The organism is Acetoanaerobium sticklandii (genome assembly GCF_000196455.1).
In the GTDB taxonomy this organism is placed as follows: Bacteria; Bacillota; Clostridia; order Peptostreptococcales; family Filifactoraceae; genus Acetoanaerobium; species Acetoanaerobium sticklandii.
In genome coordinates this window covers 188369-211846 of the sequence record NC_014614.1, presented here as the reverse complement: position 1 = coordinate 211846, position 23478 = coordinate 188369, and the positions used below count along the sequence as shown (strand labels likewise).

Here is a 23478-nt window from a genome sequence, read left to right as displayed (position 1 = left end):
TTATTATTTAAATATTGCCGTGAATATCACGGCTAGTTACCATAATTGTAACCCAAAATATTCCAATATAAAAGATATTCTGAATAATTAGTCAATCTTTTGTGAATATTTCGAATTGTCGAAGCTGAATTTAAGTAAGTACACCACTTAGCTTCCACATTTCCTCTTCCTTCACAAATAATATATTTGCAAAGCTCTCATGGTCAGATTTTGACTCCTGCTTCACTCTTAGCATCATTTTTTCATCGCTCGCTTCATATATATGCACAAGACAAAGTGGTAAACTCAAATTAAGCCTATATTTTTCAAGTCTTAAATAATGGTCCATGCCTACTCTAGATTTAAAATCATGAGTCATAAGGTCGTATATAGCCTTATTATCCTCTTGTTTTAAAAGGTCTTCTAAATGATGAAGTACTTTTAAGGCTTCACTGTTTTCCATAGCTTCCTATTATGATTAACCTCTCGGCTAAGTCATACTCTCCTTTCTCCTTATTTTTAGATTTCTAATATAATTTGACAAAGTTGCCTTTTATTTTTATATCCCAGTTATGATTTTCGAACCAAAAATTGTATAATTAAAGAAAGGAGTCTGCTAATTAACGTAGTGAATATTACTTACCAAGTCCAAAGACCTTGATATAATAAACAACGATGTACTAAATTATGCATTAAATATACTAGCAAATAAAAAAATAATATATTGGAGAATAACTATATGAAAAAAAGAAAAAGAAGAAAAAAAAAGCTACCCAAAAACTTTTATATCTTTTTGAGATTTGCCTCTACCGGCTTAATTACCATATCTATAATGATGATAATTATATTTGCAGGAAGAGAAATCGCAAGCCTTCCTGAAAAAAAACGTATCCACGACGATGAAATAAGAAAAGAGAATTTTATTGAGGCTATGCTTCCCTATGCTGAGGAAAATCAACAGAAGTACAGAATATTTCCAAGCATAACCATAGCTCAAGCAATACTAGAAAGCAATTGGGGGGAATCTACTCTTTCAAAGAACTACAGTAACTATTTCGGAATAAAAAGCATCAGAGAAACTGATCAGAGGATTGTATTTCAAACGAACGAGTATATTGATGGAAAATTAGTTCAAATACCAGGTGCCTTTAGAGCCTATGATAATCTTGCCGCATCCATGGCTCATCATGGACTGCTAGTTGGAACTGCTGATAGGTATAAACCTGTAGTTGAATCCGTCACTTATCAAGAAGCGGCGAAAGCTCTTTATGCTTGTGGCTACTCCACAGACCCAAATTATCCCGATAAGCTCATAGAGCTTATCGAGAAGTATAAATTATATGATTATGATAGCTAATTTTGCTTAGCTATCTCATGTATTTTTTCAAATGATTTTTTATTTCTCCAGCTGTTTCTAACGCCATTACCTCCTCGGATATGGTCTTTAGAAGCTTCAGCTGGAACTCTCCTACTTTTTTTCTAAGAGGCAGAATTTCTCCTGCGCTCATACTTAAGCTATTTATTCCCATAGCAAGAAATAGAGGAAGAAGGGCTTCCTCTGAGGCTGCTTCTCCACATATAGATACAGGTATATTATTTTTGCGAGCATTTTCAGCTGTTAGCTTTATCAGTCTAAGTACAGCAGGATCATAAGGGCTATATAGATTCAAAAGCTGTTCATTCATTCTGTCAACTGCTACCGTGTACTGAATCAGGTCATTTGTTCCTATACTGAAAAAATCCGTATGCTTTGCAAGTATATCTGAATTTATAGCCGCAGATGGAACTTCCACCATCATACCTACCTTTATGTTTCTCTTATATGGGATGTTTTCTTCATCTAGCTCTAGCATGCATTCTTCGAGAATATAATTTGCAGTTTGAAGCTCTTCTAACGACGAAATCATAGGATACATAATTTTCATTTCCCCATGCATACTCGCTCTTAGAAGCGCTCTTAAATGAGTTTTGAACATTTCCTTGTTCACAAGACACAGCCTTATGCCTCTTAATCCTAAAAAAGGATTGTCTTCTTTTGGGATATCTATGTAATCTAGCTGCTTGTCAGCTCCGATATCAACCGTTCTTATTACTACTTCCTTACCTTTCATGAGTTTTAAAACAGATTTGTAAATTTCATACTGGTACTGCTCACTAGGAAGTTCTGATTGATTTAGATATATAAACTCTGTTCTAAAAAGCCCTATTCCTTCAGCTTTATTTTCAGCTGCATATTTTGCATCCTCTATGCTTCCTATGTTTGCATATAGGCCTATGTGATGGCTGTCTTTTGTTGCTGTGACATCAGGTAACATTCTAAGTAGCTCTCTTTGAAGCCTCATCGCTTCCATCTGCTTTTCAAAGTCAGTTATCAGGGCTTCATCTGGATTTACATAAACCATGCCCTTTGATCCGTCTATCGCTAGCATATCATCGGTTTTTAGCTGGGTAACCACATCTTTAAGCCCTATTATCATAGGCTTTTGCATGCTTCTAGCTATAATAGAGCTATGCGAATTCACTCCTCCCTTGCTAGAAATAAAGCCAACTACTTTTGTCTGATCGAGCTGGGTCATATACGATGGTAATATTTCATCTGCCACTATGATGCAGTCGTGGTCTAGCTCAATAGCATCCATTCTAGTTCGCCTAGTCATTGTAAGCAAAACCCTAGTTTTTATATCCTTTATATCCACAGCTCTTTGGCTCATGTACTCATCTGGCATCTGCTCAAACATAGCAATGTATGCATCCAAAATTTTGTCTATAGCTGATTCTGCATTTACAGAGTTATCTTTAATATAATTATCTATTTCCTTCAAAAGCTCTGGATCTTCTAACATCATAAGCTGAGTGTTTATTATGTTTTTTTCTTCTTCGTTTGTAAGTGTGCTTATAAACTCTTCTATTTCTAGCTTCGCCTTATGGAAAGCCAAGGTCACTCTTTGCGATTCAGATTTTACATCTTCTACCTCGTAGGTTTTTACTGATATTTCTTGATTGGATATAACCAGTGCTCTTGCTATAGCAAGCCCTCTAGAGACTCCAGTTCCTTTGTACATATCCATCCTCCAATCAGAACATTAATGTTAAGCTTATGTTACTAATCATAAAATAAAAATTATAGTATTGTAAATACATATATTCATTATATAATGTAATTTGTGATTATTTTTAACTAAATGTTATGTAAAACAATAAATAGGTGGGGGTAAAATTTGAAAAGTATAAAAAATAAAATGATAGCAATAATGCTCGGTTTAGTAATTGTTTCTTTGGTATCAACTCTTACTTTGAGTTTGCTAAGTAGCTTCAAGGTAACAGAAGACATAATAAATTCTCAGTTTGAAGAAAAGCTTATTGCCGCAGATAACATGCTAGAGATATACCTCAAAGAGCAGTTTGGAGAATTAAAAAGCAATTCAAGTGGAAATCTCGTAGACAGCAATGGCATAGCTATAGCTGGACAATACGATTATATAGATAAATTATCGGATAGCATGAGCATTGTTGCTACAGTGTTCGAAAAGCAAGGAAATGAATATGTAAGAGTTTTGACCACTGTTAAAGATGAGGCTGGAAAGCGCGCTGTAGGAACTACCCTAGATTCAAATGGCAAAGCATATGAAGCCATTTCAAAGGGCGAATCTTACTTTGGAGAAGCTGATATTCTAGGTGTTCAGTATATGACCCATTATTCACCTATTTTAGGCGAAAACAAAGAAGTAATAGGCATATATTTTACTGGAAAAACAATAGCTGATGTTGAAAAAATTGCACAAGACGGCAAAATGGATACAATAAAATCTGTAGCCATGATCGTCGCACTTATTTTGCTTATAATAGCTGCTCTTAGCTACTACATAGGTAATTCTATTTCAAAACCTATAGTAGCTTTGACTACGGCTCTTGACACTCAGGCTGAGCTGGATTTTAGTGCAAATGAAAATAATCAGCTTAATAAATTTACAACTAGAAGAGACGAGCTAGGAAAAATGTGCAAAGCTCTCATAGTAATGCAGGAAAATGTGGCTGAATTCATCAGAAAAACCTCTGAATCTGCCCAAAGCGTAGCTTCAGCTTCTGATGATATGACTGCAAAAACTCAGCAAGCTGCCACAACCTCTGAGGAAATAGCAAATACTATAGAAGAAATAGCTAGAGGAGCTAGCGATCAAGCTAAAGATACAGAAATAACAGCTCAAAATATAGATGATTTAGGAAATCTTTTAGATGAGGACAGTCGTAAGCTTATGCAGCTTAACGATGCAGCTAAAAGCATAGAAACTCAAAAAGAAGAAGGCTTTGTAATAATCCATGAGCTAATTGACAAGACCATGCAAAATAACGAAGCTACCGAAACAGTATATAGCATCATCATGAGCAATGATGAAAGTGCCAAAAAAATCCAAGAAGCAAGTGAAATGATTCAAAGCATAGCTGATCAAACCAATCTTCTAGCTCTAAACGCGGCTATAGAGGCTGCTAGAGCTGGAGAGGCAGGAAGAGGCTTTGCTGTAGTAGCTGATGAAATACGAAAGCTCGCTGAGCAATCAAATTCCTTCACAAATGATATCAAGCTCGTAATAGAAGAGCTACGTTCTAAATCACAAGCTGCTGTTACTACTATGCAGGGAGTAAAGTTAATGTTTGATGATCAGTCTAAAAGCGTAAATCAAACAGGTGATAAGTTCGAAATGATAGCAAAAGCTATAGATTCTATAAAGCTTATAATAGATAGCTTAAATGAATCATCTATGCAAATGACTGATAACAAAAACTCTATTATAGATTTGGTCTCTAATCTTTCTGCTATTTCCGAAGAAAATGCAGCTGGCACTCAGGAGGTCGCAGCCTCTACTCAGCAACAAGCCGCAACTATAGCAGAGCTAGCAAATGCTGGCGATAGCTTGGCAAGCGTGGCTGAAGAGCTAAGAGCTTTAGTTTACAAATTCAAAGTATAAATCATGGCAAGTTTAAAGCATAAATAAATCCCTGTCAGAAAATAATGTTTTTTGACAAATAACCCTTAAAATTTAGAAATCCTAGATTACTCAATGCTTACATCAATGTATGCATTTTAAGTAATCTAGGATTTTTTAGTATTTATGCTTATTGTTTAATATCGTTTTCTTAATATTGTTTCTTTAATATCCTTTCTTTAATTTCTTATTTTTTACCTATTTTTTCCTCTCATGTCCTTTTGGATTTTCTTAAGAGCTCTCTTCGAGCCTCTTTTTATATCGTGGTCTAGCTTTCTAGCAGAATAGTCCGTAAAAAGCGTGTCTAGGTCATAGTCACTTGGATAAAGATTTTGGGCTTTTTCCATAAGCGAAAGTCTTTTCCTTAGGATTTTTTTATACTCATTCGAAAGGTATACAGTGACATTGTCGTTTTTATCTGCCTCTTCATAAACTAGCCCTATCTCGTCTGTATCTAGAAGTCTTACTCTATCACCTTTTGAGTAGTCTACTTTTCTTTCTTCTATACTACTTAGTCTTTCTTCTTTTAGGGTTTGCTTTTCAAGCTGTCTTTGTTTGTTTTTTTCAAATTCACTCTGTAGTTTTTCCTTGTCTTTTTCAGTGATATAGGATGCCGCTTTATTTTTTTCATTTGTCATAAGGTAGCGCTTTGCATTATTAATTACTCCAGATGGAAATGCAAATTTTTCCACTATCCAAAAAGCATTGCTCTCTCCACTTTCACCCATAATAAGCTCATACAAAGGTGACAGAGTTTCTTTATCAAATAGTACAGATGCATTTCTAAACAGAGGATGCCTCACAGCAAATTCTTTTATTTCTCCATAATGAGTAGTTGCTATGGTAAGGCTTCCTTTTCTGCTGAGTTCTTCAAGTATAGCCGCTGCTATAGCTGCTCCCTCTGCAGGGTCTGTACCTGTTCCTATTTCGTCTATTAGAACCAAGGTGTTGTTTGATGATTTCTTGAGTATGATTCCAAGGTTTTGCATATGGGATGAAAACGTACTAAGGGCATTTTCTATGCTTTGATTGTCCCCTATGTCTACTAGCACATCATCTAAAACTGGTATCTGGCTACTCTCATCTGCTGGTATAAATAGTCCGCACTGAGTCATGAGGATAAGAAGGCCCACTGTTTTTAGCGTCACAGTCTTTCCTCCTGCATTTGGTCCTGTTATCACTAGAGTATTAAAATCCGGCCCTACCTCTATATTAAGCGGCACCACTCTTCCCTCTAGCAGAGGATGTCTTCCATTTACTATTCTTATATGTCTTTTTAGATTTATTTCAGGCATTGCTGCATTTATGCTGATTGCATATCTAGCTTTTGCAAATATTAAATCATAAGTCGCCATGAGCTCCATGTTTTGCTTGATACTGCTTATATTTTCATATATAAGTCCAGTGAGTCCTGCTAGTATCTGATACTGTTCTGCCATTTCTTCGGCTTCCAGCATCTGCATCTCTCCTGCGAGCTTTGATATTGCTTTTGGCTCTATAAACACTGTAGAGCCTGTAGATGAGGTCTCAATTATGCTCCCCTCTACATGATTTTTATATGCTGATTTTATAGGTATGGTGTAATGACCATTTTTTTCGCTTATAAAAAACTCCTGAATAAGAGATTTGTTTGAGTTAGATGATAAAAATGCCTGAAGGGTCTTTTCAATCTTCTCTTTTTGATTTTCCTTTAGTCTTCTTATTCTTCCTAGGTTTTTGGATGCCTGAGAAAGAACTAGTGCTCCGCTTACACTGTAGGAAATTTCCTCTTCTATATCCTTATAGCTTTTCATAGAGAGTATATACTCAGATATGAGGGGTATCAGCTCTTTATGCTTATTCATAAATTGCTCTAGGTTTCTGCAGGCTCTTAGAAAGTCATTGATAGCAGTTAGCTCACTAGCTTCTAATATCATGCCTTTTTCAGTTTTTTCAAGTAGCATTGATATATTGCTAAGCCCACCAAGAGGTGGTATCATTCCAGCCTTTAGAAGCCTCACTGCTTCTTTTGTCTCTTTGAGTCTAGTTTCTACTGCTTTTATATTTACAGCAGGATATAGGTTATCTACTAGTTGCTTACCTAATGAGCTTTGGCAAAATTCACTTAGTCTTTCTTTTATTTTATTAAATTCTAATGTTTGTATCGCTTTATTCATGTTTATCTCCTCAAAAATAAAATTATGGGTTATTTCAAAAACAAAAAAACTGCAGACTAAATAGCTGCAGTTAATAACCATGCTAAAATCAAAGGCAATTTAGCCTTTTGCTTTACAAGGTTCATACAGTTAGTATCGTCTTTTATCAGTGAAATCCAAACAAGTCAAATAGACATATAGCAAATGCTCATATGACCTCGTACCTGTTAGATTTTATTTAATTCACTATAAAAGAACAATCACACTCATAAAACACCTCATAATTTTATCCTGAGTACCTATAGTAACTCTAGTTTTATCTGAAAATATTATATACCAATTTTCCAATTTATTCAAGAACCTGATTTTGCTTATTGCTAATACAACAAGATTCCATTATCCGCGAGCAGTCTTTACCCCTCTAATTAGATTAACTCCTACTTTAATGAAATTACCAATGTAGAATATCCGCTCAGCTGAACCTTGCTGAGATTTTTGTCCATGACATCATGATTTGATGTGGAATGAATTATATTCTTTTCATCATAGGATTTAAGCTCTCTTATATAGGCTGACTGAGTATCATCAGAAAGATTATGTATCACTAAAAGATTCTCTTTTTCTTTTGAATCGTATCTGATATACGAAAGTACATGTACATTGTCATCTGAGGTTTCAATTAGGCTTCCTGTTTTTAATGCAGGATGAAGCTGTCTTAGCCTTATCAAATCCGTGTAGTGATTGTATATAGTAGAGTCTGGGTTTTGGATTTTTTCATCATTCATGCCTAGCTCATCTCCATAGTAGATAAATGGATTACCAGGTAGCGTCATCATTATGCTCGCTGCCAGCTTTGATTTTTTAGCATGATTTCCTACCTTGCTCATTATAGTTCCTGACTCATCAGATAAGTAAATTCCGTCTATAGGATTTTTGCCATATTTTTTATATGATGAGCTTATATTATCCATCTGCTTTGCAAACATGCCATTATCTGCTGACATATCTTTGCCAGATTTAATCATATATGGAATAGCTCTTTCACCTGCAAAAACATTCATAACCGTGTTAAACTCTTTGAAATATGGCGCTATAACTGCAGCTCTATCATTTACATCAGCTATTAAATAAACATCTGGGTCTACTTCTTTACAAGCTAATCTAAAGGACTGCCACCAGTCCAAATTTTTCTCAAGCCTAGAATCTTCATTAGGCTCTTCATAATAGGTATAGATATTGTTGGCATTTTTCAGCTTAAGTCCATTTAGTCCAGTTTCAAGGTAAAATATAGCTATTTCCTTGATATCATTTCTAAGCTCAGCACTTTCATAATTTAAATCAGCTGTCATATAATCTTTGTAGCTAAAGTATTTTACTCCGTTTAATCTGTGCCATAGAGACTCTTCATTGACAAGCCTTGACTCAGTTCTAGGTTGATAATCTAAGCCTTTCAGATTGTAATAGCTTCTAAATGGGCTTTTTGCGCTTGATAAAGCCTGCCTAAACCACTCATGGTCTATGCTGGTATGATTAAATTCCATTTCCATGATGACCTTCATTCCACGCTTGTTTGCCTCTGAAATAAGCTCTTCTAAGTCAATTAGGTTCCCGTACTCAGGGTCGATTTTATAATAATCTAAAGGCTCGCTTTTATTTGCTCCTTTTGCTAGGTAGACTGGGCTAATTACTATCCCATTTACTCCAAGATCCGTACTGGTATTTGGATTTGAATCATTAAGGCTGTCTAGGTTTCCAATTATTCCTTGGATATCTCCTACTCCATCTCCATTTGAATCGATGTAATCTCCTACAGGTATGTAGTAGTACACGCCCTCTTTGCTAAGAAGCTTTTCAGGGCGTGTATATCCAAATATTCCAACAAGTACAGCTAGAGCTATCATTCCTATGCTAATAAAACGAGCTTTTTTTTCATTCATGGCTTTTTACTATACTTACCTGTGCATTTAGCATGATTGCTGATATTGAATCTTTATCCAGAATCTCTTTACGCAAGTATAGCTCCGATATTTCATCTTCAATATATCTTTGTATCACTCGTCTTAGAGGTCTTGCTCCATATTTGTCATCATAGCCTTTTTCTAGTAAGAATTCTTTTACTTCATCACTCACATGAAGACTAATTCCTTTTTCTGCTAGCTCAGTTTGAACTTCCTTTATCATAAGGTCTACTATTTCTCTTAGCTGAGGCTTTGAAAGTCTAGTAAACACAACTATATCGTCCACACGATTTAAAAATTCAGGTCTGAAAACTTCCTTAAGGGCATCCTTGATATGCTCGCTCTCTTCTAGAGTGTTTGCATTTCCAAAGCCCATGCTCTTGCTTTTATATGAGGTTCCAGCATTTGATGTCATAACTATAATAGTATTTTCAAAGAATACTGTTCTGCCCTGTGCATCAGTAAGTCTTCCATCCTCTAAAATCTGAAGTAGCATGTTAAATACATCTGCATGAGCTTTTTCTATCTCATCAAATAAAATTACAGAGTAAGGTCTTCTTCTTACTTTTTCTGTCAGCTGTCCACCCTCATCATAGCCTACATATCCAGGAGGTGAGCCTATGAGCTTTGATACTGTATGTCTTTCCATATACTCACTCATATCGATTCTTATCATGTCGTCTTCGCTTCCAAACATCTCTTTTGCTAAAGCTCTTACTACCTCTGTCTTTCCTACTCCTGTAGGGCCTACAAATATAAAGGATGCTGGCTTTCTTCTTTTTCTAAAGCCAGAACGATTTCTTCTTACAGTTCTTGAAATGCTAGATATAGCTTCATCTTGGCCTATTACTCTTTGGTGAAGCCTTTGCTCTAGATTAAGAAGCTTTATAGCCTCTTCCTCAGTTATGGATTTAAGAGGAATCTTAGTCCATGCTTCTATGATATGAGCTACATCTTCTATAGTAAGAGGTGTCTTTGCACTCTTTTCAAGCAGTTCAATTTTTTGAGTAAGACGAATTTCTTCAGCCTTGTAATAAGCTGCTCCTTCAAAATCACCTTTTTCTGAAGCTTGATCTTTTAGGTAGGTGCTTTGCATCAGCTGAGTTTTGTAATCCTCGATGCTAGTTAGTACTTCATTTACAAGATTGGCTCTAGAGCCTGCCTCATCTATTACATCTATGGCTTTGTCAGGCAAAAATCTATCTGTGATATATCTATTAGACATCTTTACAGCCGCTTCTATGACTTCATCAGAAATACTCACTTGATGATAATCCTCGTAGTAGCCTTTTATTCCTTTTAATATTTCTATGCTTTCTTCTTCACTAGGTTCATCTACCATTACAGGCTGAAAGCGTCTTTCAAGTGCAGAATCCTTTTCGATATGCTTTCTGTACTCTGATAAAGTAGTTGCTCCGATGATTTGGACATCTCCTCTTGCAAGAGCTGGCTTTAGGATATTGGCAGCGTTCATAGTTCCACCATGAACCTCTCCTGCACCCATGATATTGTGAAGCTCATCTATTACTAAAATGATATTGCCGTAGCTTTGTGCTTCAGTGATGATAGACTTCATTCTACCTTCGAACTGGCCTCTAAACTGAGTCCCAGCAACAACAGCAGTCATATCCAGCAGATATACCTCTGCATTTAGTAGCTTTGATGGCACTTGCTTTTCAGCTATCCTAACAGCTAGTCCTTCTGCAATAGCAGTTTTTCCTACTCCTGGCTCTCCTACTAGTACTGGATTGTTTTTTGCTCTTCTATTTAATATTTGAATTACTCTTTGAATTTCTTTGTCTCTTCCTATAACCTTATCTATTTGATTTTTTGAAGCTTTGTCAGTAAGGTTAGTTCCAAAGGTATCTAGGTATTTCTTTTTCTTCTTCTTTTTCTTAGACGGCTCTTTATCTTCTACTTCATCTTGATGAGCCTCAGCTTCTTCATTCTCTTCTATTTGAATCTCGTCTTCCTTATCAGCATCCTTAAAATTTGATAAAAAATCCATCTCGCTATCCTCATCAAACATACTCATAGAGTCATTCATCTGGTCAGTTATTGCGGATAGTTCTTCCTCTGACATACCTGTCTGCTTTATAAGATCATCTATCCCTGGGATATTCATCTTCTTAGCACAGTTAAGGCATAGCCCTTTCATTTCTGGTTTACCATTTTCATATGTCGAAGCAAAAAGCATAGCTATATTCTTCTTACATACTGAACATTTTTTCATCAAGTTTCATCTCCATTGTTTCATATCAATTTATAAATTTTTAACTGAATATATTTTATACCCACAATTTCATCATTCAACTCTAGATTATACCATTTTTGGATATTTTTTAAAATTTTTTTAAAAACCTATTGCTATTTTTTTAACCAGTGATATAATAAATTCAAATTGTAATCAATACTATTTTAGTATACTTTTTAATTTTAAAATATAATCATTTTTAACTTTAGTTTTAACTAATTTTAATTCTTAATTGTTTTTAATTTGAGAGGAGAGTAAACATGAACAAAATCGTAATCGTAGGTGCTAATCACGCTGGAACTGCTGCTGCTAACACTATTATGGGGAACTACAAAGATGCCAAGGTAACTATATTTGATGCCAATTCAAATATAAGCTTTTTAGGTTGTGGTATGGCTCTTTGGATAGGTGAGCAGATAGCTGGAGCTGAAGGCTTATTTTATTCAAACAAAGAAAAGTTAGAAGCTCAAGGTGCTGTAGTTCACATGGAGGCTCCAGTTGAAAGCATCGACTTTGATAAAAAAATAGTTTATGCTACCCTAAAAGACGGCTCTAAGGTAGAAGAAAGCTACGATAAAATCATCTTAGCAACTGGCTCTATGCCTATAATCCCAGATATTCCTGGCAGAGATTTAGAAAATGTTCAAAAAGTAAAGCTATACCAGCACGCTGACGAGGTAATCCAAAAACTTAAAACAGAAGATATAAAGGATGTCGTAGTAGTAGGTGCTGGCTATATAGGCGTAGAGCTTGCTGAAGCTTTTGAAAGAAATGGAAAAAATGTTACTCTAATAGATATCGCAGATACTTGTCTTCCTGCATATTACGATGAAGAATTTACTGAGCTTATGAAGCAGAACCTAAAAGACCACGGTATTAAACTCGCTTTTGGAGAAAAAGTGCTTGAACTAAAAGGCGATACAAAGGTCAAAGAGGTAGTTACTGATAAAGGCACTCATAAAGCAGATATGGTAGTTCTTTCTATAGGCTTTAGACCAAATAACGAGCTAGGAAAAGACAAGCTTGAGCTATTTAGAAATGGTGCCTATGTTGTAAATAAAAATCAAGAAACAAGCATCAAGGATGTTTACGCTATAGGTGACTGCGCTACTGTTTACGACAACAGCATCCAAGGCACTAACTATATAGCTCTAGCAACAAATGCTGTACGTTCAGGTATAGTTGCCGCTCACAACGCAGGAGGTACTGCTTTAGAATCTGCTGGCGTTCAAGGCTCAAACGGTATCTGCATCTACGACTTAAAAATGGTATCTACTGGACTTACTCTTGCAAAAGCAAAATCACTAGGAATAGATGCTCTAGCTACTGATTACGACGACCTTCAAAAACCAGAGTTTATAGAGTCAGAAAATCCATCAGTAAAAATCAGAATAGTATATGATAAAAACACAAGAGTTATAATAGGTGCTCAGATGGCATCAACTTATGATATGTCTATGGGTATCCATATGTTCTCACTTGCTATTCAGGAAAAAGTTACTATAGATAAGCTTGCTCTTACTGACATTTTCTTCCTTCCTCACTTTAACAAGCCATATAACTATATAACTATGGCAGCTATATCAGCAAAATAATAAAATCAACTTTAGTAATCAAATAAAGCTTTAGCTTGGTTTTATAATCTAACATTTTATAATCTAATGTTTTACCATTATCTTATAAGGGATTGTCTTTAAAATACGAGACAATCTCTTTTTTGATTGAAAAAACTTCAGGAAATTGTATTTCTAATTATTTTGAATATTCTAATCTTTAGGCAAACGTTTTTTCTATGCTATAATATATTTAATGATATTAAATTTGAAGGAGGGATAATCTATGCAAATTGAGAACATAGATTGGGGCAAACTAGGTTTTAACTACATGAAAACTGACTTTAGCTACATATCATACTACAAGGATGGCCAATGGGATGAGGGTAAGCTTATCGAAGAAAACACTCTAACTATCAGCCAGTCTGCTGCAGCATTACATTATGGACAACAAACATTTGAAGGCTTAAAAGCATATAGAACTAAAAATGGGGATATTCAATTATTCAGACCAGATGAAAATGCTAAGCGTATGATTAAAAGCTGTAATCGTATCATGATGCCTGAGTTTCCTGTAGAGAGATTCGTAGATGCCTGTAAAAAGGTTGTAAAGGCTAATGAAAGATTTATGCCTCCATACGGAAGCGGCGCTACTATGTATCTACGTCCTTTCCTAATCGGTGTAGGTGACAACATAGGTGTTAAGCCAGCTCCAGAATATATCTTCTGTATTTTCTGTATGCCAGTTGGTCCATACTTCAAGGGTGGAATGACTCCTGTAAACTTTATTACTTCTGAGTATGACCGTGCAGCTCCTTATGGAACTGGTGCAGCAAAAGTTGGAGGAAACTATGCAGGAAGCCTTTATCCTCATGAACTAGCTGTAAAATCAGGCTTTGCTGATTGTATCTACCTAGATCCAGCTACTCATACTAAAATAGAAGAGGTAGGTGCTGCTAACTTCTTTGGTATAACTAAAGACGATAAGTTTGTAACTCCTATATCTCCATCTATTCTTCCAAGTATCACTAAATATTCTCTGCTACACATTGCTAAGGAATATCTAGGTATGGAAGTAGAAGAAAGAGACTGCTTAATCGACAACATAGATGAGTTCAAAGAGGCTGGTGCTTGTGGTACTGCAGCTGTAATCACTCCAATCGGAGGTATTTCACACAATGGCAAGCTTCATGTATTCCACAGTGAAACTGAAGTAGGTCCTGTGACTAAAAAATTATACGATACTCTTTACGGCATCCAATTCGGAGATGTTGACGGTCCAGAAGGTTGGGTAGTAAAGGTTGACTAAATAAATGCATTTAAAAAGCGAGCCAAACGGCTCGCTTTAGTTTTGTACATAATATAAAATTTCTAAAATCCAAGAGCATTCTGAATTACTCTAGTGGATTTAGTTTATTATTTGCCTATTACTCTACTAGAGGTACTTCTGCTACTTCTTCACCCTCTACAGGCTCTGCTTCTACTTTAGGATGAGCAATAGATGCAACCAGCATATCCATATCTTCTAGAACATCCACATAATCTGGCACTTTTATGTCAGATACTTTTAGCATATCTCCATCTTTAAAATTAACTATATCAATCTCAATAGACTCAAGTCCTTTTCCTACTTGATATTTTACATCGATATCATTTAGACTCTGCTGAACAATCAGCCCTTGTCTTTCGATATTCTCTCTTCCTAAAAGAACTATCGGCAATCTGGTATGGATTTTGTCAGATGATGATACTTTTAAAAGGTCAAAGTGAGTAATTTTTTCTGGATTAAGTACATCTCTTTGAACATCTTTGATATAAACTTGATGAGGACTTTGATCTATCTCACAATTGAAGGTTTTTGTCTGTCTGAATTTTTCATAGGATTTTACAAACTCTTTTCTTGGAACCTTAACGCTAATTGCATCGATTCCATGTCCATAAACTACCCCTGGTATCATATCCTGTTTTCTCAGTGCACCAGCTTTTTCGTCTCTTTTCATTAGTTTCATTTGTATTGCTCCTTTCAAAATTTTAGACTCCTATATATTACTACCCATTAGTTGCTAAAATTTAACATTTTAATTTTTATTATATTAATCTTTGTGGTGGGTGATTGTTTCTTGGGGTATAATTTAGGTATGTGAAAAACACATTATATGTATTACTTATATTATTAGGAGGGGAAACTATGGATATTAGAATTTCCAAGCACGGCGAATCCACTGTACTTTGTGATACAGCTATAATCCCATTTACTGAGGGAATAGAAATATCAGAAGGTCTGCTCTATCTAGATTCAGATGTAGAGGCTATGATTAGCTATCTAGTTAAGGACAAGATATTTACAGGAAAAAAAGAACAGATAGAATCCTTTAGACTTGCAAGAGAAGAAAACCCTCGAAACATAATTTTGGTAGGCCTGGGCGATGACCAGTGCATAGACCAAGAAACAGTAAAGCTAGCTATAAGCTCAGCTATAAGAAAAGCTAAACAATTAAAATCAAAGGTTGTAGAAATTCATCAGATTTTCAATTCATGCAGTACATCTTCTAAGGAAATGGTGAGCCTAGTTGCCAAGTACACCATACTTTCAGATTATGATTTTGGAGACTACAAAACTCCTAAAGAAGACAGCGTAGATATACTAGAAGTAAATATTCTAGTTGGTCCTGATGAGGATATGAGTATTTTAGAAAAAGCTCTAGACGAAGGGGTAATGGAAGGTCAAAGCATCTGTGTGGCAAGAACTCTAGTAAATGAACCTGCCAATATCATGACTCCTACTATGCTTGCTGAAGAAGCTAAAAAATACGGCAAGGAATATGGATTTGATGTTAAGGTGATGGACGAAGCAGATATAAAAGCTCTAGATATGCAAGCCTTTCTTTCAGTTGGAAAAGGCTCAGCAGAGCCAATGAAGCTCATCACTATGAAGTACCATGGCAATCCTAACGACCCTGAAATCTACGGTCTTATAGGAAAGGGACTAACTTATGACAGTGGTGGTTACTCAATCAAGCCTACTGATGGAATGCACACTATGAAATCAGATATGGGCGGAGCGGCCGCAGTTATAGGTGCTATGATAATGGTAGCCTCTCAGAAATTAAAAATTAACGTTACAGCAGTAGTTGCAAGCTGTGAAAATATGATTTCTGGTCATGCTTACAAGCCAGGAGACATAATAGGATCTATGGCTGGAAAATATATAGAAATCACTAATACAGATGCAGAAGGAAGACTTACTCTTGCTGATGCATTAACCTATGCAGTAAAAGAGGAAAAAGCTACTAAGCTAATAGACATAGCTACGCTTACGGGAGCAGCTATAGTTGCACTTGGAGAAAAAGTAATAGCTACACTTTCTTCTGATGACGATATGTTTGCCCAGTTTGATGCTGCTTCAAAGCTAGCAAGCGAAAAAATCTGGAGACTTCCTCTTGAAAAGGAATACAAAAAAATGCTTAAATCTGAAGTTGCTGACCTTAAAAACTCTCCTGGAAGACCAGCTGGTACTATTACAGCTTCCCTATTTTTAGAAGAGTTTACAAGTGGGCTTCCTTGGGTTCACTTAGATATAGCAGGACCTTCATGGACAGACAAAGCAAGTAGTCTATGCCCATACGGTGGAACTGGTGCTGGAGTTTCTCTCCTTTATCATTTCTTCAAAAAATCTAGCTACTAATTAAAAGCTATCTATTACTAATTAAAAGCTATCTATTACTAATTAAAGAATTTATAGCTTAAAGGTAGTAAATTCAAGCTTAATAATGTTTATATTCTATATATTAGAAAAGATGGGCTTAGCCCATCTTTTTTAATATATACTGCTTCCTCTATCTGAAAGCAAGGTATAGCGTTCGTTTAAAGTTTTTAGCTTGAGCGATAGCTTCGCATTTAGCATCTGAAGTATTCTAATGCCTAGCATTGGCTGAGATTCTATGAGGCTCACAAGGTCCGCATGCTCTATTTCTATAAGCTCGCAATCCTCTTCAGCTATTATATCCACATAGGAAGTAAAGTTCTTATCAAAGCTCTCTCCGAAATAATCTCCCTTTTCAAGTATAGCAAGATCTACAGAATCTCCTGACAAGGTTTCCTTCTGAATTCTAACCACACCTTTATAGATGATTCTCATTCTGACTACTTTTTCATTGGACTTGCCTATGAAAGTATTTTCAGGATATTCCTTCATCTTTGCTATGGCCGCAAGGGTATTTATTTCGTCATCTTCGAGATTTTTAAAGAAATCCATGGATTTAAGAAGAGTTTCCATCTCATCTCTAGACATAGATACTAGCTCAGATTTTTTGTCGTATTTTTTGACATAACCAAACTCTGCCATATCCATAATAGCTCTTATATCAATCATGTACTGCTTTGTAAAACTCAACAGACTTTTCCAGTCTTTTTGAAGTTCTATAAAGGCATCAAAAACATTGAATTTTGGCATAGCATCGTATTTTGAAAGATAGATATTGTTCATTGTTTCTTTTGCCGATTCTATATCTCCATTGCTTAGATAATCCATTGCTAGCATTATATTTGCTTTAAATATCATATCTTCTAGTTCATTTGTAAGAAAATTTCCTGGATATGGGTCAAAATCGTGACTCGTTACCTTGTTCATATTTGGAAGGTCTCTTTGTGAATCTATCTTGGCTTTTTCATAGAGGAATCTATATATATCCTCTCTAAATCTCTTCCAGACTGGATGAGTTTTCTTAGGAGGAAGATGCTTAATAGAAAGCTCTCTATCTAGGAAAAAATGAAACCCAAACATCTTTGCATTTATAAGATAATCTATATCCTCTCCTCTAGTTACATTCGGGTCAAATGGCACTGTTTTAAAAAGATTTCTATGAATTATCATTGCTCCACCAAATGCAAATGGAGTAAGTTTTATTCTAGGCTCTTGCCCGATTATTTTATCAAAAGCTTTTCCTTTAAAACCAAATCTATCCCAGTAAGTCATCCACGGCTCTATATCTACATCATCATAGTAGTTGCCATATTTGTTGAGATAGTATCCAGCTACTCCATCTATGGTCTTGCCATAAAGCCTTCCACCTATATACTGAGAAGCCAAATCGACAAAATCCTCTTTTTCAAATAGCTCATCATCATCAATGAGCATAGCCATTTCTGCGCCTAGTATATATGCAGTATAAATGCACATGTTTCTAACATTTGCATACCCTCTTATATTCATAAGCTTAATAACGCTTTGGTCTACATCTTGCTCTGCCGCTAGCGCTTTAATTTTTTCAAGCTCTGCAGGAGTAAAAATAAAAGTCTGAATGTCTAGATTCACCTCAGATAGAATTTTGTTTACCTTCTCCTTTGCTCTATCTGTAAGCTCTTCACTTGTAGGCGAAACTAATATAACTAGCTGAAAATCTTGATTTTTAATGATTCTAATACTTTCTAAGGTCCGCTTTAAGGTACCATCTTCATCTATAGGTGTGGGGTGGTCATATACCGAATCTCCGTCTTGATGCCCTTCCGATTTCGACCTAGAATAATAAACCGGTATCACCATTACTCGTCTCATAGAATCTCTCCTTTCACAAAAGTTTATACTTTATTGCCTATTCATTTATAGCTTTTTCATAGACATCTATCACTTCATTTATAACTCTATTCCAAGAAAACTGCTTCATAGCAAACTCATGAGCTCTTTTTCTCTTGGCTTTTTTGTCAGGGTTTTTTATTTCTGAAATTATGGATTTTGCTAGAGCTTCATAGTCCTCTTCATCTATTACGCTTCCTATCGTATCATCTACAAAATCCACCAGTCCTCCTCCATTTGTAACTACGACTGGAGTTCCGCAGGCTAATGCTTCTATAGCCACAAGTCCAAAAGGCTCTTGTCTCGAAGGAACTGTAGATACATCAGCTATGTTGTAGATATCAGCTACTTTTTCTTGATGTTGATGCCCTAACATATATACGTGTTTTAGCCCTAGGCTTCTTCTTAGATTATTAAGCTCATCATATAGCTCTCCATGACCTACAATAAGTGTCATTACATCTTCCACTTCTTCCTCGTAAATCTTTGCAGCTTTTAGAAGTAAGTCTACACCTTTGAAATGAGCTAGCTTGCCTACAAAAGAAACTACATGGCCTGCATCAGGCAGTCCAAAGCTAGCAAGAACTTCTTTTCTGCTTACAGGCTTTAGATTGAATATGCTCTCATCAAATCCATTTAAAATCAGCCTCCTTAAAGAATCAGGAACTGAGTATTTTTCGCCTACTTCATAATCCACTTGCTTGGAGATAGTTATTATTTTTTTAGATTTTTGAGCTCCTTCAAGGGCATAAGGCACATATCTTGAATCGAGTACAAGACCTTTTAAATCTGTCCCATGAGCTGTAGCTACATAAGGAACTCCTGTCTTGCTAGCACAATAAGGCGCTATCCACAGATGCTGACAATGTATGATATCAGGCTTAAATGTAGCTACAGCTTCATCTACAGCTATCTGCATCAAATCTATATACTGGTGCATCTGCTCATCTGTAAGCTGATAAAAGGTGTTATTGCTTTTAGGGTGCGTCGTAAAGCAAGGAAAGTTAAACTCTGCATCTACCTTTTCACCTTTATTTGCTTCGCTTCGAAACAGTATGCTCTTGGTTATATAAGGTTTACTGATATTTGTATGTTCTGGAAGAATCACCATTACCTCATGACCTAGCTCAGTAAGTTTGGAAGCAATATTTTTGGTATAAATACCACTTCCTGAACCCTCAAGAGGAAAATGATTTACAAGTAATACCTTCATTTTTGGAATCCTCCTTTTTAAATAAGCTTCATTTTGATGTGATCAAAGCCTTCCATAGAAAGCTCATATTCATCTATTACCCTGTTAAAGCTTTTCATAGCACTGTCTATTGCAGTTGGCATAATCAAAAACCTTCTGTCCTTTAGGTATCTAGCTGTATGGACACTACTTTTTACAAGGAGTTCTTTTTGTTTTTCGTAAAGAGCCTTGTAGTCATTTCCATTGATATAGTTCATAAATGGATTTCTACCTATCCAGCCTAGAGATGCATAATAGAATCTATCCTTTATAGCCACGCTGTTTACAATGTCAGGTACTTTAGGAAAATCCGAATAGGTGTTATGAAATATCAAAGTATCTATATCTACAGCTTTTAGCTGATTGTTTTTTGCAAATGTTCCCATAAGGGTATCCTCGCCTCTAGTTAATACCAGTTCATCTCCTGCCATATAGGTAGTGGAAAAAAATGGCGGAAGTTCCTTAAAGGCTTTGAGCTTTATTGCCATATTTCCACCTAAAAACTTATCTGTGCTATATGGCTTTTCTTCCTCAGAAGCAAAATTTATGCAGCCCGTTCCACTGCAGCTCTTTACAAAATCTATTGCCGATTCTTTTTGAAGTCCTCCTAGATACTCATCTAGATGTGAATATTCCATAGGTGGAATGATGTAATAGCCTGAATAGTCACTAGTTGTGACCATTACATCTTTTTGACTCAGATATTTAAAATGTCTTTCGAAGAAATCAATTTCTTCTAGTTCATAGTCTTCAAGCTCTTTGGTATCTTTTAGTGATATATAATCTGGAAGGTTTGACTTTCTATGACTTGGTTTCAGAAGTAGTGGATAAACGTCCGTATCTACGAAGAATAATGCGTCCATTTCTAAGAGCATTGCTTTGATTAGAACTGTATTTCTATAGGTGCTATATGGTAAAAGTCCATAGTTTTCCAAGGTTTCTGCATAGATAAGAGGCATAAAATCCTTGGCTCTGATTCCTCTTTTTCTAAGATCTCTTTCCATATCATAGCTATGGTTGACCTTGATTAAATAGGTCTTTGGAAATTCTCTTTCCAATTTCTCAACAAAGGGTCTGTCATATCCATGGGAATAGCAGATTATCAGAGCATCGATTTCATGTCCGAATTTATTGGCATTTTTTAAGAAGTCTAAAATAGAAATATTGGCATTGATATATTTTGTAATTAATCCTAATGCTACTTTCATACTTTCTCCTTTCCACTAAAAAAACTTCTATCGCTCTTGATAGAAGTTTTTACCCAAAATTAACAAAAATTAACATATTATGTTTTGATTTAGAGTTGGATGGAGTCTAGACTTGACTAAGTAGCCTCTTCATAACATCAGGAAGTTTTCTTCTTCCATTTGAAATATGCATGATTCCGCTTACAAGGAGGATTTCGTTTTTTACCTCATCGTACGTATAGGCATAGCTTTTTTGAATTGCAAATTTAAGTCCTAAATTTTCCATTTGAGAATTGCTCATCTCGTCTGCAAGTATCATTAGATGATTGATTTCTGTATCGTCCTCAATGTAATCCTTTGCTGTAGGATCTAATTTTTTCACTGGTATGCTCAGCTTAAATGCAAGTGCATCATCGCGCTTTGTTCTCTTGCTCATATCTTCTCTTACTGTAAAGCTAGTGTACTGCTCAATCTTCTTTGCTATATCCTGACTGTCATAGACTTCATCGCCTAAAATTTGATACATAGCTTATACCTCCTTTTCACAAAATATATTTAAATAACTGTTTTATAATGGTATTATACACTATATATCAGTAGTTTTGAAAATTAGGTTTAGATTTTATTTGAAATAGCTATTTGTAGTAGGTTTGGAGGAAATAATATGGTAGTACGTTCAAGCTTAATCAGAGGTTTTGATATAAAAGAAAAATCCAGCAAATGGCTTATAGGCATTTTGATCGCTTCACTAATAAGCTTTTATATTTGGAGTATATATAGTGGAAATGGTGTGCTTGAGGCTGTAAAACACAGCCTAGTAAAAACTATGGGATTTTATCTTAGCTGGTGCTTTGCAAGAGAGCTAGACCCTGATGCAAAAGTGGAAGCTTTTTATGGCCTTGCCCCTCTTTTTATAATATTTATTTTTGTAGATGAAGTTCTCATACTGCCAGGGATATTTTTTTTGCTTCTCACTAGGATTCTAACTAGAAGCTCAGGAAGTATGGTTACAAATTTTGATTTGATTTTCGTCTTGTTTTTTTCAGTGTATCTTTATTTCTTTTATAGCTTTATTTTTCCTCTTAGCGCCTCTATATTTATATTTGCTGATTACAAGCTAAAGGGAGGTCAAAAAAGAAATATTCCTTATGCTAGCTTCATGCTTATTATTTCACTGCTTTCTTTTTTGAATCTGTATACTATAGAAAAAACAGAAACCTCTATAATAGATATACTTATGGTGTCTTTAATCACGCCTATGTTTGCATTTAGGCTATCTACTTTAAAAAATATCCTCTCTACCTCTGATAGAGATAAATATTTTCTAAGTCCAAAAAGAATAAAGCTAGCAGGAATACTGCTACTTATGTCATCGACTGCACTAGCTATTAATTACGGCTATATATTTCAGATGGGCTTTTTGTGGATGGCAATGCTTGGAATATCTATCCCTCATATCAAAAACTTAAAAACCCTCCAAAAACCATTGGAGGGCTAAGTTAACTTTATTTTGGCTTTGCAAATATCATACGACCTGCTGCTGTCTGAAGAACTGAGGTGACAAGAACTTGAAAAGTCTGGCCGATGAGCTTTCTAGCTCCTTCAACTACTATCATCGTTCCATCATCTAGATATGCTATACCTTGATTTTGCTCTTTACCTTCTTTTACAATAGTAACTAGCATCTCTTCTCCAGGAATTACAAGTGGCTTGATAGAGTTTGCCAGCTCATTGATATTTAGAACCTTTACACCTTGAAACTGAGCTACTTTATTTAGGTTATAATCATTTGTAAGTACCTTTCCATCTAGTACCTGTCCTAATTTTAAAAGCTTCATATCGACTTCAGCTATATCGTCAAAATCCATTTCACAGATTTCTACATCTAGCTTAAGCTCTGTCTGCATCATGTTTAATATATCGAGGCCTCTGCGTCCTCTTGCTCTTTTTAAATCATCTGCAGAGTCAGCTATATGTCTAAGCTCCTCTAAAACGAAAGTAGGTACCACTAGCTTGCCTTCTACAAATCCCGTCTGAGCAATATCAGCTATTCTTCCATCGATTACCACGCTAGTATCTAAAATCTTAGGTGGTATAGCATGACTGCTTTTCTTGCTGCTACCTTTTTCTTTGCCACCAATTGGTTTAACTGCATTTATTAGATTGGCTAAATCCTCTTTTCTTCTGCTTGCTATATTATAGCCTATATATCCGAAGAATATATAAATAAGTGTGGCTATAGGAGTTCCAACTAGTGGAATATTAATAACCAAACCGCTTATAAAATACGCTATTATAAGTCCTATTATAAGTCCTATACTCGAGGTTAGAATTTCACCCGTGGGCATTGATGAAACCTCATTCTCAATTTTGTTTGCTGCTTTTTGGCCTAGATTCATGATATAAGGAGAGAAAAAATAAAATATAAGTCCGAATGAAAGTGAAATAATAGAGGCTAATCCTATTTTTAATACTAAACTTTCAGGCGCATATTGTGGAACAATACGTTCCAAATAAATATAAAATGCTGCACCTATAGTTACTCCAACTAAAGATACGATTATTCTTAAAATCTTCTTTACCATGTGTTCACCTACCTTTCTAATTTTTTTGCCTAGACCCTAGTA

Annotated in this window: 17 protein-coding genes; 6 read left to right on the top strand and 11 right to left on the bottom strand. The window is 35.5% G+C overall.

The features are described from left to right. Window positions 1–130 precede the first annotated feature (130 nt). Entirely contained in the window at window positions 131–442 is a 312-nt protein-coding gene (locus CLOST_RS01060) for a hypothetical protein (RefSeq protein WP_013360402.1), read from the bottom strand. Window positions 443–718: 276 nt separating this feature from the next. Here CLOST_RS01060 and CLOST_RS01055 point away from each other — a divergent pair, with 276 nt between their 5' ends. Continuing rightward, window positions 719–1336 carry a glycoside hydrolase family 73 protein gene (locus CLOST_RS01055; protein WP_013360401.1) on the top strand — a complete coding sequence of 206 codons (618 nt, stop codon included), beginning with the start codon at window positions 719–721 and terminating at the stop codon, window positions 1334–1336. Window positions 1337–1346: 10 nt separating this feature from the next. On the opposite strand, the gene ptsP is transcribed toward CLOST_RS01055, so the two are convergent. Next, window positions 1347–3041, bottom strand: a complete 1695-nt coding sequence (ptsP, locus tag CLOST_RS01050; RefSeq protein ID WP_013360400.1) for a phosphoenolpyruvate--protein phosphotransferase — start codon at window positions 3039–3041, stop codon at window positions 1347–1349. A 156-nt stretch (window positions 3042–3197) separates the two neighbouring features. On the opposite strand from ptsP, the gene CLOST_RS13360 reads away from it, so the two are divergent. Continuing rightward, complete coding sequence (locus CLOST_RS13360) at window positions 3198–4943, top strand: methyl-accepting chemotaxis protein (protein ID WP_013360399.1); 1746 nt, start codon at window positions 3198–3200, stop codon at window positions 4941–4943. Between the two features lie 212 nt (window positions 4944–5155). Here the strand turns inward: CLOST_RS13360 and CLOST_RS01040 are convergent, their stop codons facing one another. The 3 genes from CLOST_RS01040 to CLOST_RS01030 all read right to left on the bottom strand — a co-directional run bounded on the left by CLOST_RS01040 (window position 5156) and on the right by CLOST_RS01030 (window position 11287). Further along, window positions 5156–7117, bottom strand: coding sequence for an endonuclease MutS2 (locus CLOST_RS01040; RefSeq protein WP_013360398.1), 1962 nt, complete (start codon window positions 7115–7117; stop codon window positions 5156–5158). 416 nt (window positions 7118–7533) lie between these two features. Then, on the bottom strand, window positions 7534–9033 hold the full coding sequence (locus CLOST_RS01035; RefSeq protein ID WP_013360397.1) for an alpha-amylase family glycosyl hydrolase: 1500 nt from the start codon (window positions 9031–9033) through the stop codon (window positions 7534–7536). Beyond that, window positions 9026–11287, bottom strand: coding sequence for an ATP-dependent Clp protease ATP-binding subunit (locus CLOST_RS01030; protein WP_013360396.1), 2262 nt, complete (start codon window positions 11285–11287; stop codon window positions 9026–9028). The genes CLOST_RS01035 and CLOST_RS01030 overlap by 8 nt, the downstream gene beginning before the upstream one ends. 281 nt (window positions 11288–11568) lie before the next feature. Between CLOST_RS01030 and nox the strand changes: the two genes are divergently transcribed. After that, window positions 11569–12903, top strand: coding sequence for a H2O-forming NADH oxidase (gene nox / locus CLOST_RS01025; protein WP_013360395.1), 1335 nt, complete (start codon window positions 11569–11571; stop codon window positions 12901–12903). A gap of 244 nt (window positions 12904–13147) precedes the next feature. Beyond that, entirely contained in the window at window positions 13148–14170 is a 1023-nt protein-coding gene (locus tag CLOST_RS01020) for a branched-chain amino acid aminotransferase (protein WP_013360394.1), read from the top strand. A gap of 118 nt (window positions 14171–14288) precedes the next feature. On the opposite strand, the gene CLOST_RS01015 is transcribed toward CLOST_RS01020, so the two are convergent. Next, window positions 14289–14870 carry a 50S ribosomal protein L25 gene (locus CLOST_RS01015; RefSeq protein WP_013360393.1) on the bottom strand — a complete coding sequence of 194 codons (582 nt, stop codon included), beginning with the start codon at window positions 14868–14870 and terminating at the stop codon, window positions 14289–14291. A gap of 179 nt (window positions 14871–15049) precedes the next feature. Here CLOST_RS01015 and CLOST_RS01010 point away from each other — a divergent pair, with 179 nt between their 5' ends. Continuing rightward, complete coding sequence (locus CLOST_RS01010; protein WP_013360392.1) at window positions 15050–16546, top strand: leucyl aminopeptidase; 1497 nt, start codon at window positions 15050–15052, stop codon at window positions 16544–16546. Window positions 16547–16678: 132 nt separating this feature from the next. Here CLOST_RS01010 and CLOST_RS01005 read toward each other — a convergent pair whose 3' ends face one another. From CLOST_RS01005 to CLOST_RS00990, 4 genes are all read right to left on the bottom strand, one after another. Continuing rightward, window positions 16679–18415 (bottom strand): Crp/Fnr family transcriptional regulator, encoded by a 1737-nt coding sequence (locus CLOST_RS01005; RefSeq protein WP_013360391.1) that lies wholly within the window; start codon window positions 18413–18415, stop codon window positions 16679–16681. A 37-nt stretch (window positions 18416–18452) separates the two neighbouring features. Beyond that, window positions 18453–19646 carry a glycosyltransferase family 4 protein gene (locus tag CLOST_RS01000; RefSeq protein WP_013360390.1) on the bottom strand — a complete coding sequence of 398 codons (1194 nt, stop codon included), beginning with the start codon at window positions 19644–19646 and terminating at the stop codon, window positions 18453–18455. A gap of 17 nt (window positions 19647–19663) precedes the next feature. After that, complete coding sequence (locus CLOST_RS00995; protein WP_013360389.1) at window positions 19664–20872, bottom strand: hypothetical protein; 1209 nt, start codon at window positions 20870–20872, stop codon at window positions 19664–19666. Between the two features lie 106 nt (window positions 20873–20978). Continuing rightward, on the bottom strand, window positions 20979–21377 hold the full coding sequence (locus CLOST_RS00990) for a hypothetical protein (protein ID WP_013360388.1): 399 nt from the start codon (window positions 21375–21377) through the stop codon (window positions 20979–20981). 138 nt (window positions 21378–21515) lie between these two features. Between CLOST_RS00990 and CLOST_RS00985 the strand changes: the two genes are divergently transcribed. After that, a complete protein-coding gene (locus CLOST_RS00985; RefSeq protein WP_013360387.1) occupies window positions 21516–22349 on the top strand; it encodes a hypothetical protein in 834 nt (277 codons plus the stop codon). A gap of 7 nt (window positions 22350–22356) precedes the next feature. Here CLOST_RS00985 and CLOST_RS00980 read toward each other — a convergent pair whose 3' ends face one another. Continuing rightward, window positions 22357–23436: a PIN/TRAM domain-containing protein gene (locus CLOST_RS00980; RefSeq protein ID WP_013360386.1), complete on the bottom strand. Its 1080-nt coding sequence runs from the start codon at window positions 23434–23436 to the stop codon at window positions 22357–22359. Between the last annotated feature and the right edge of the window lie 42 nt (window positions 23437–23478).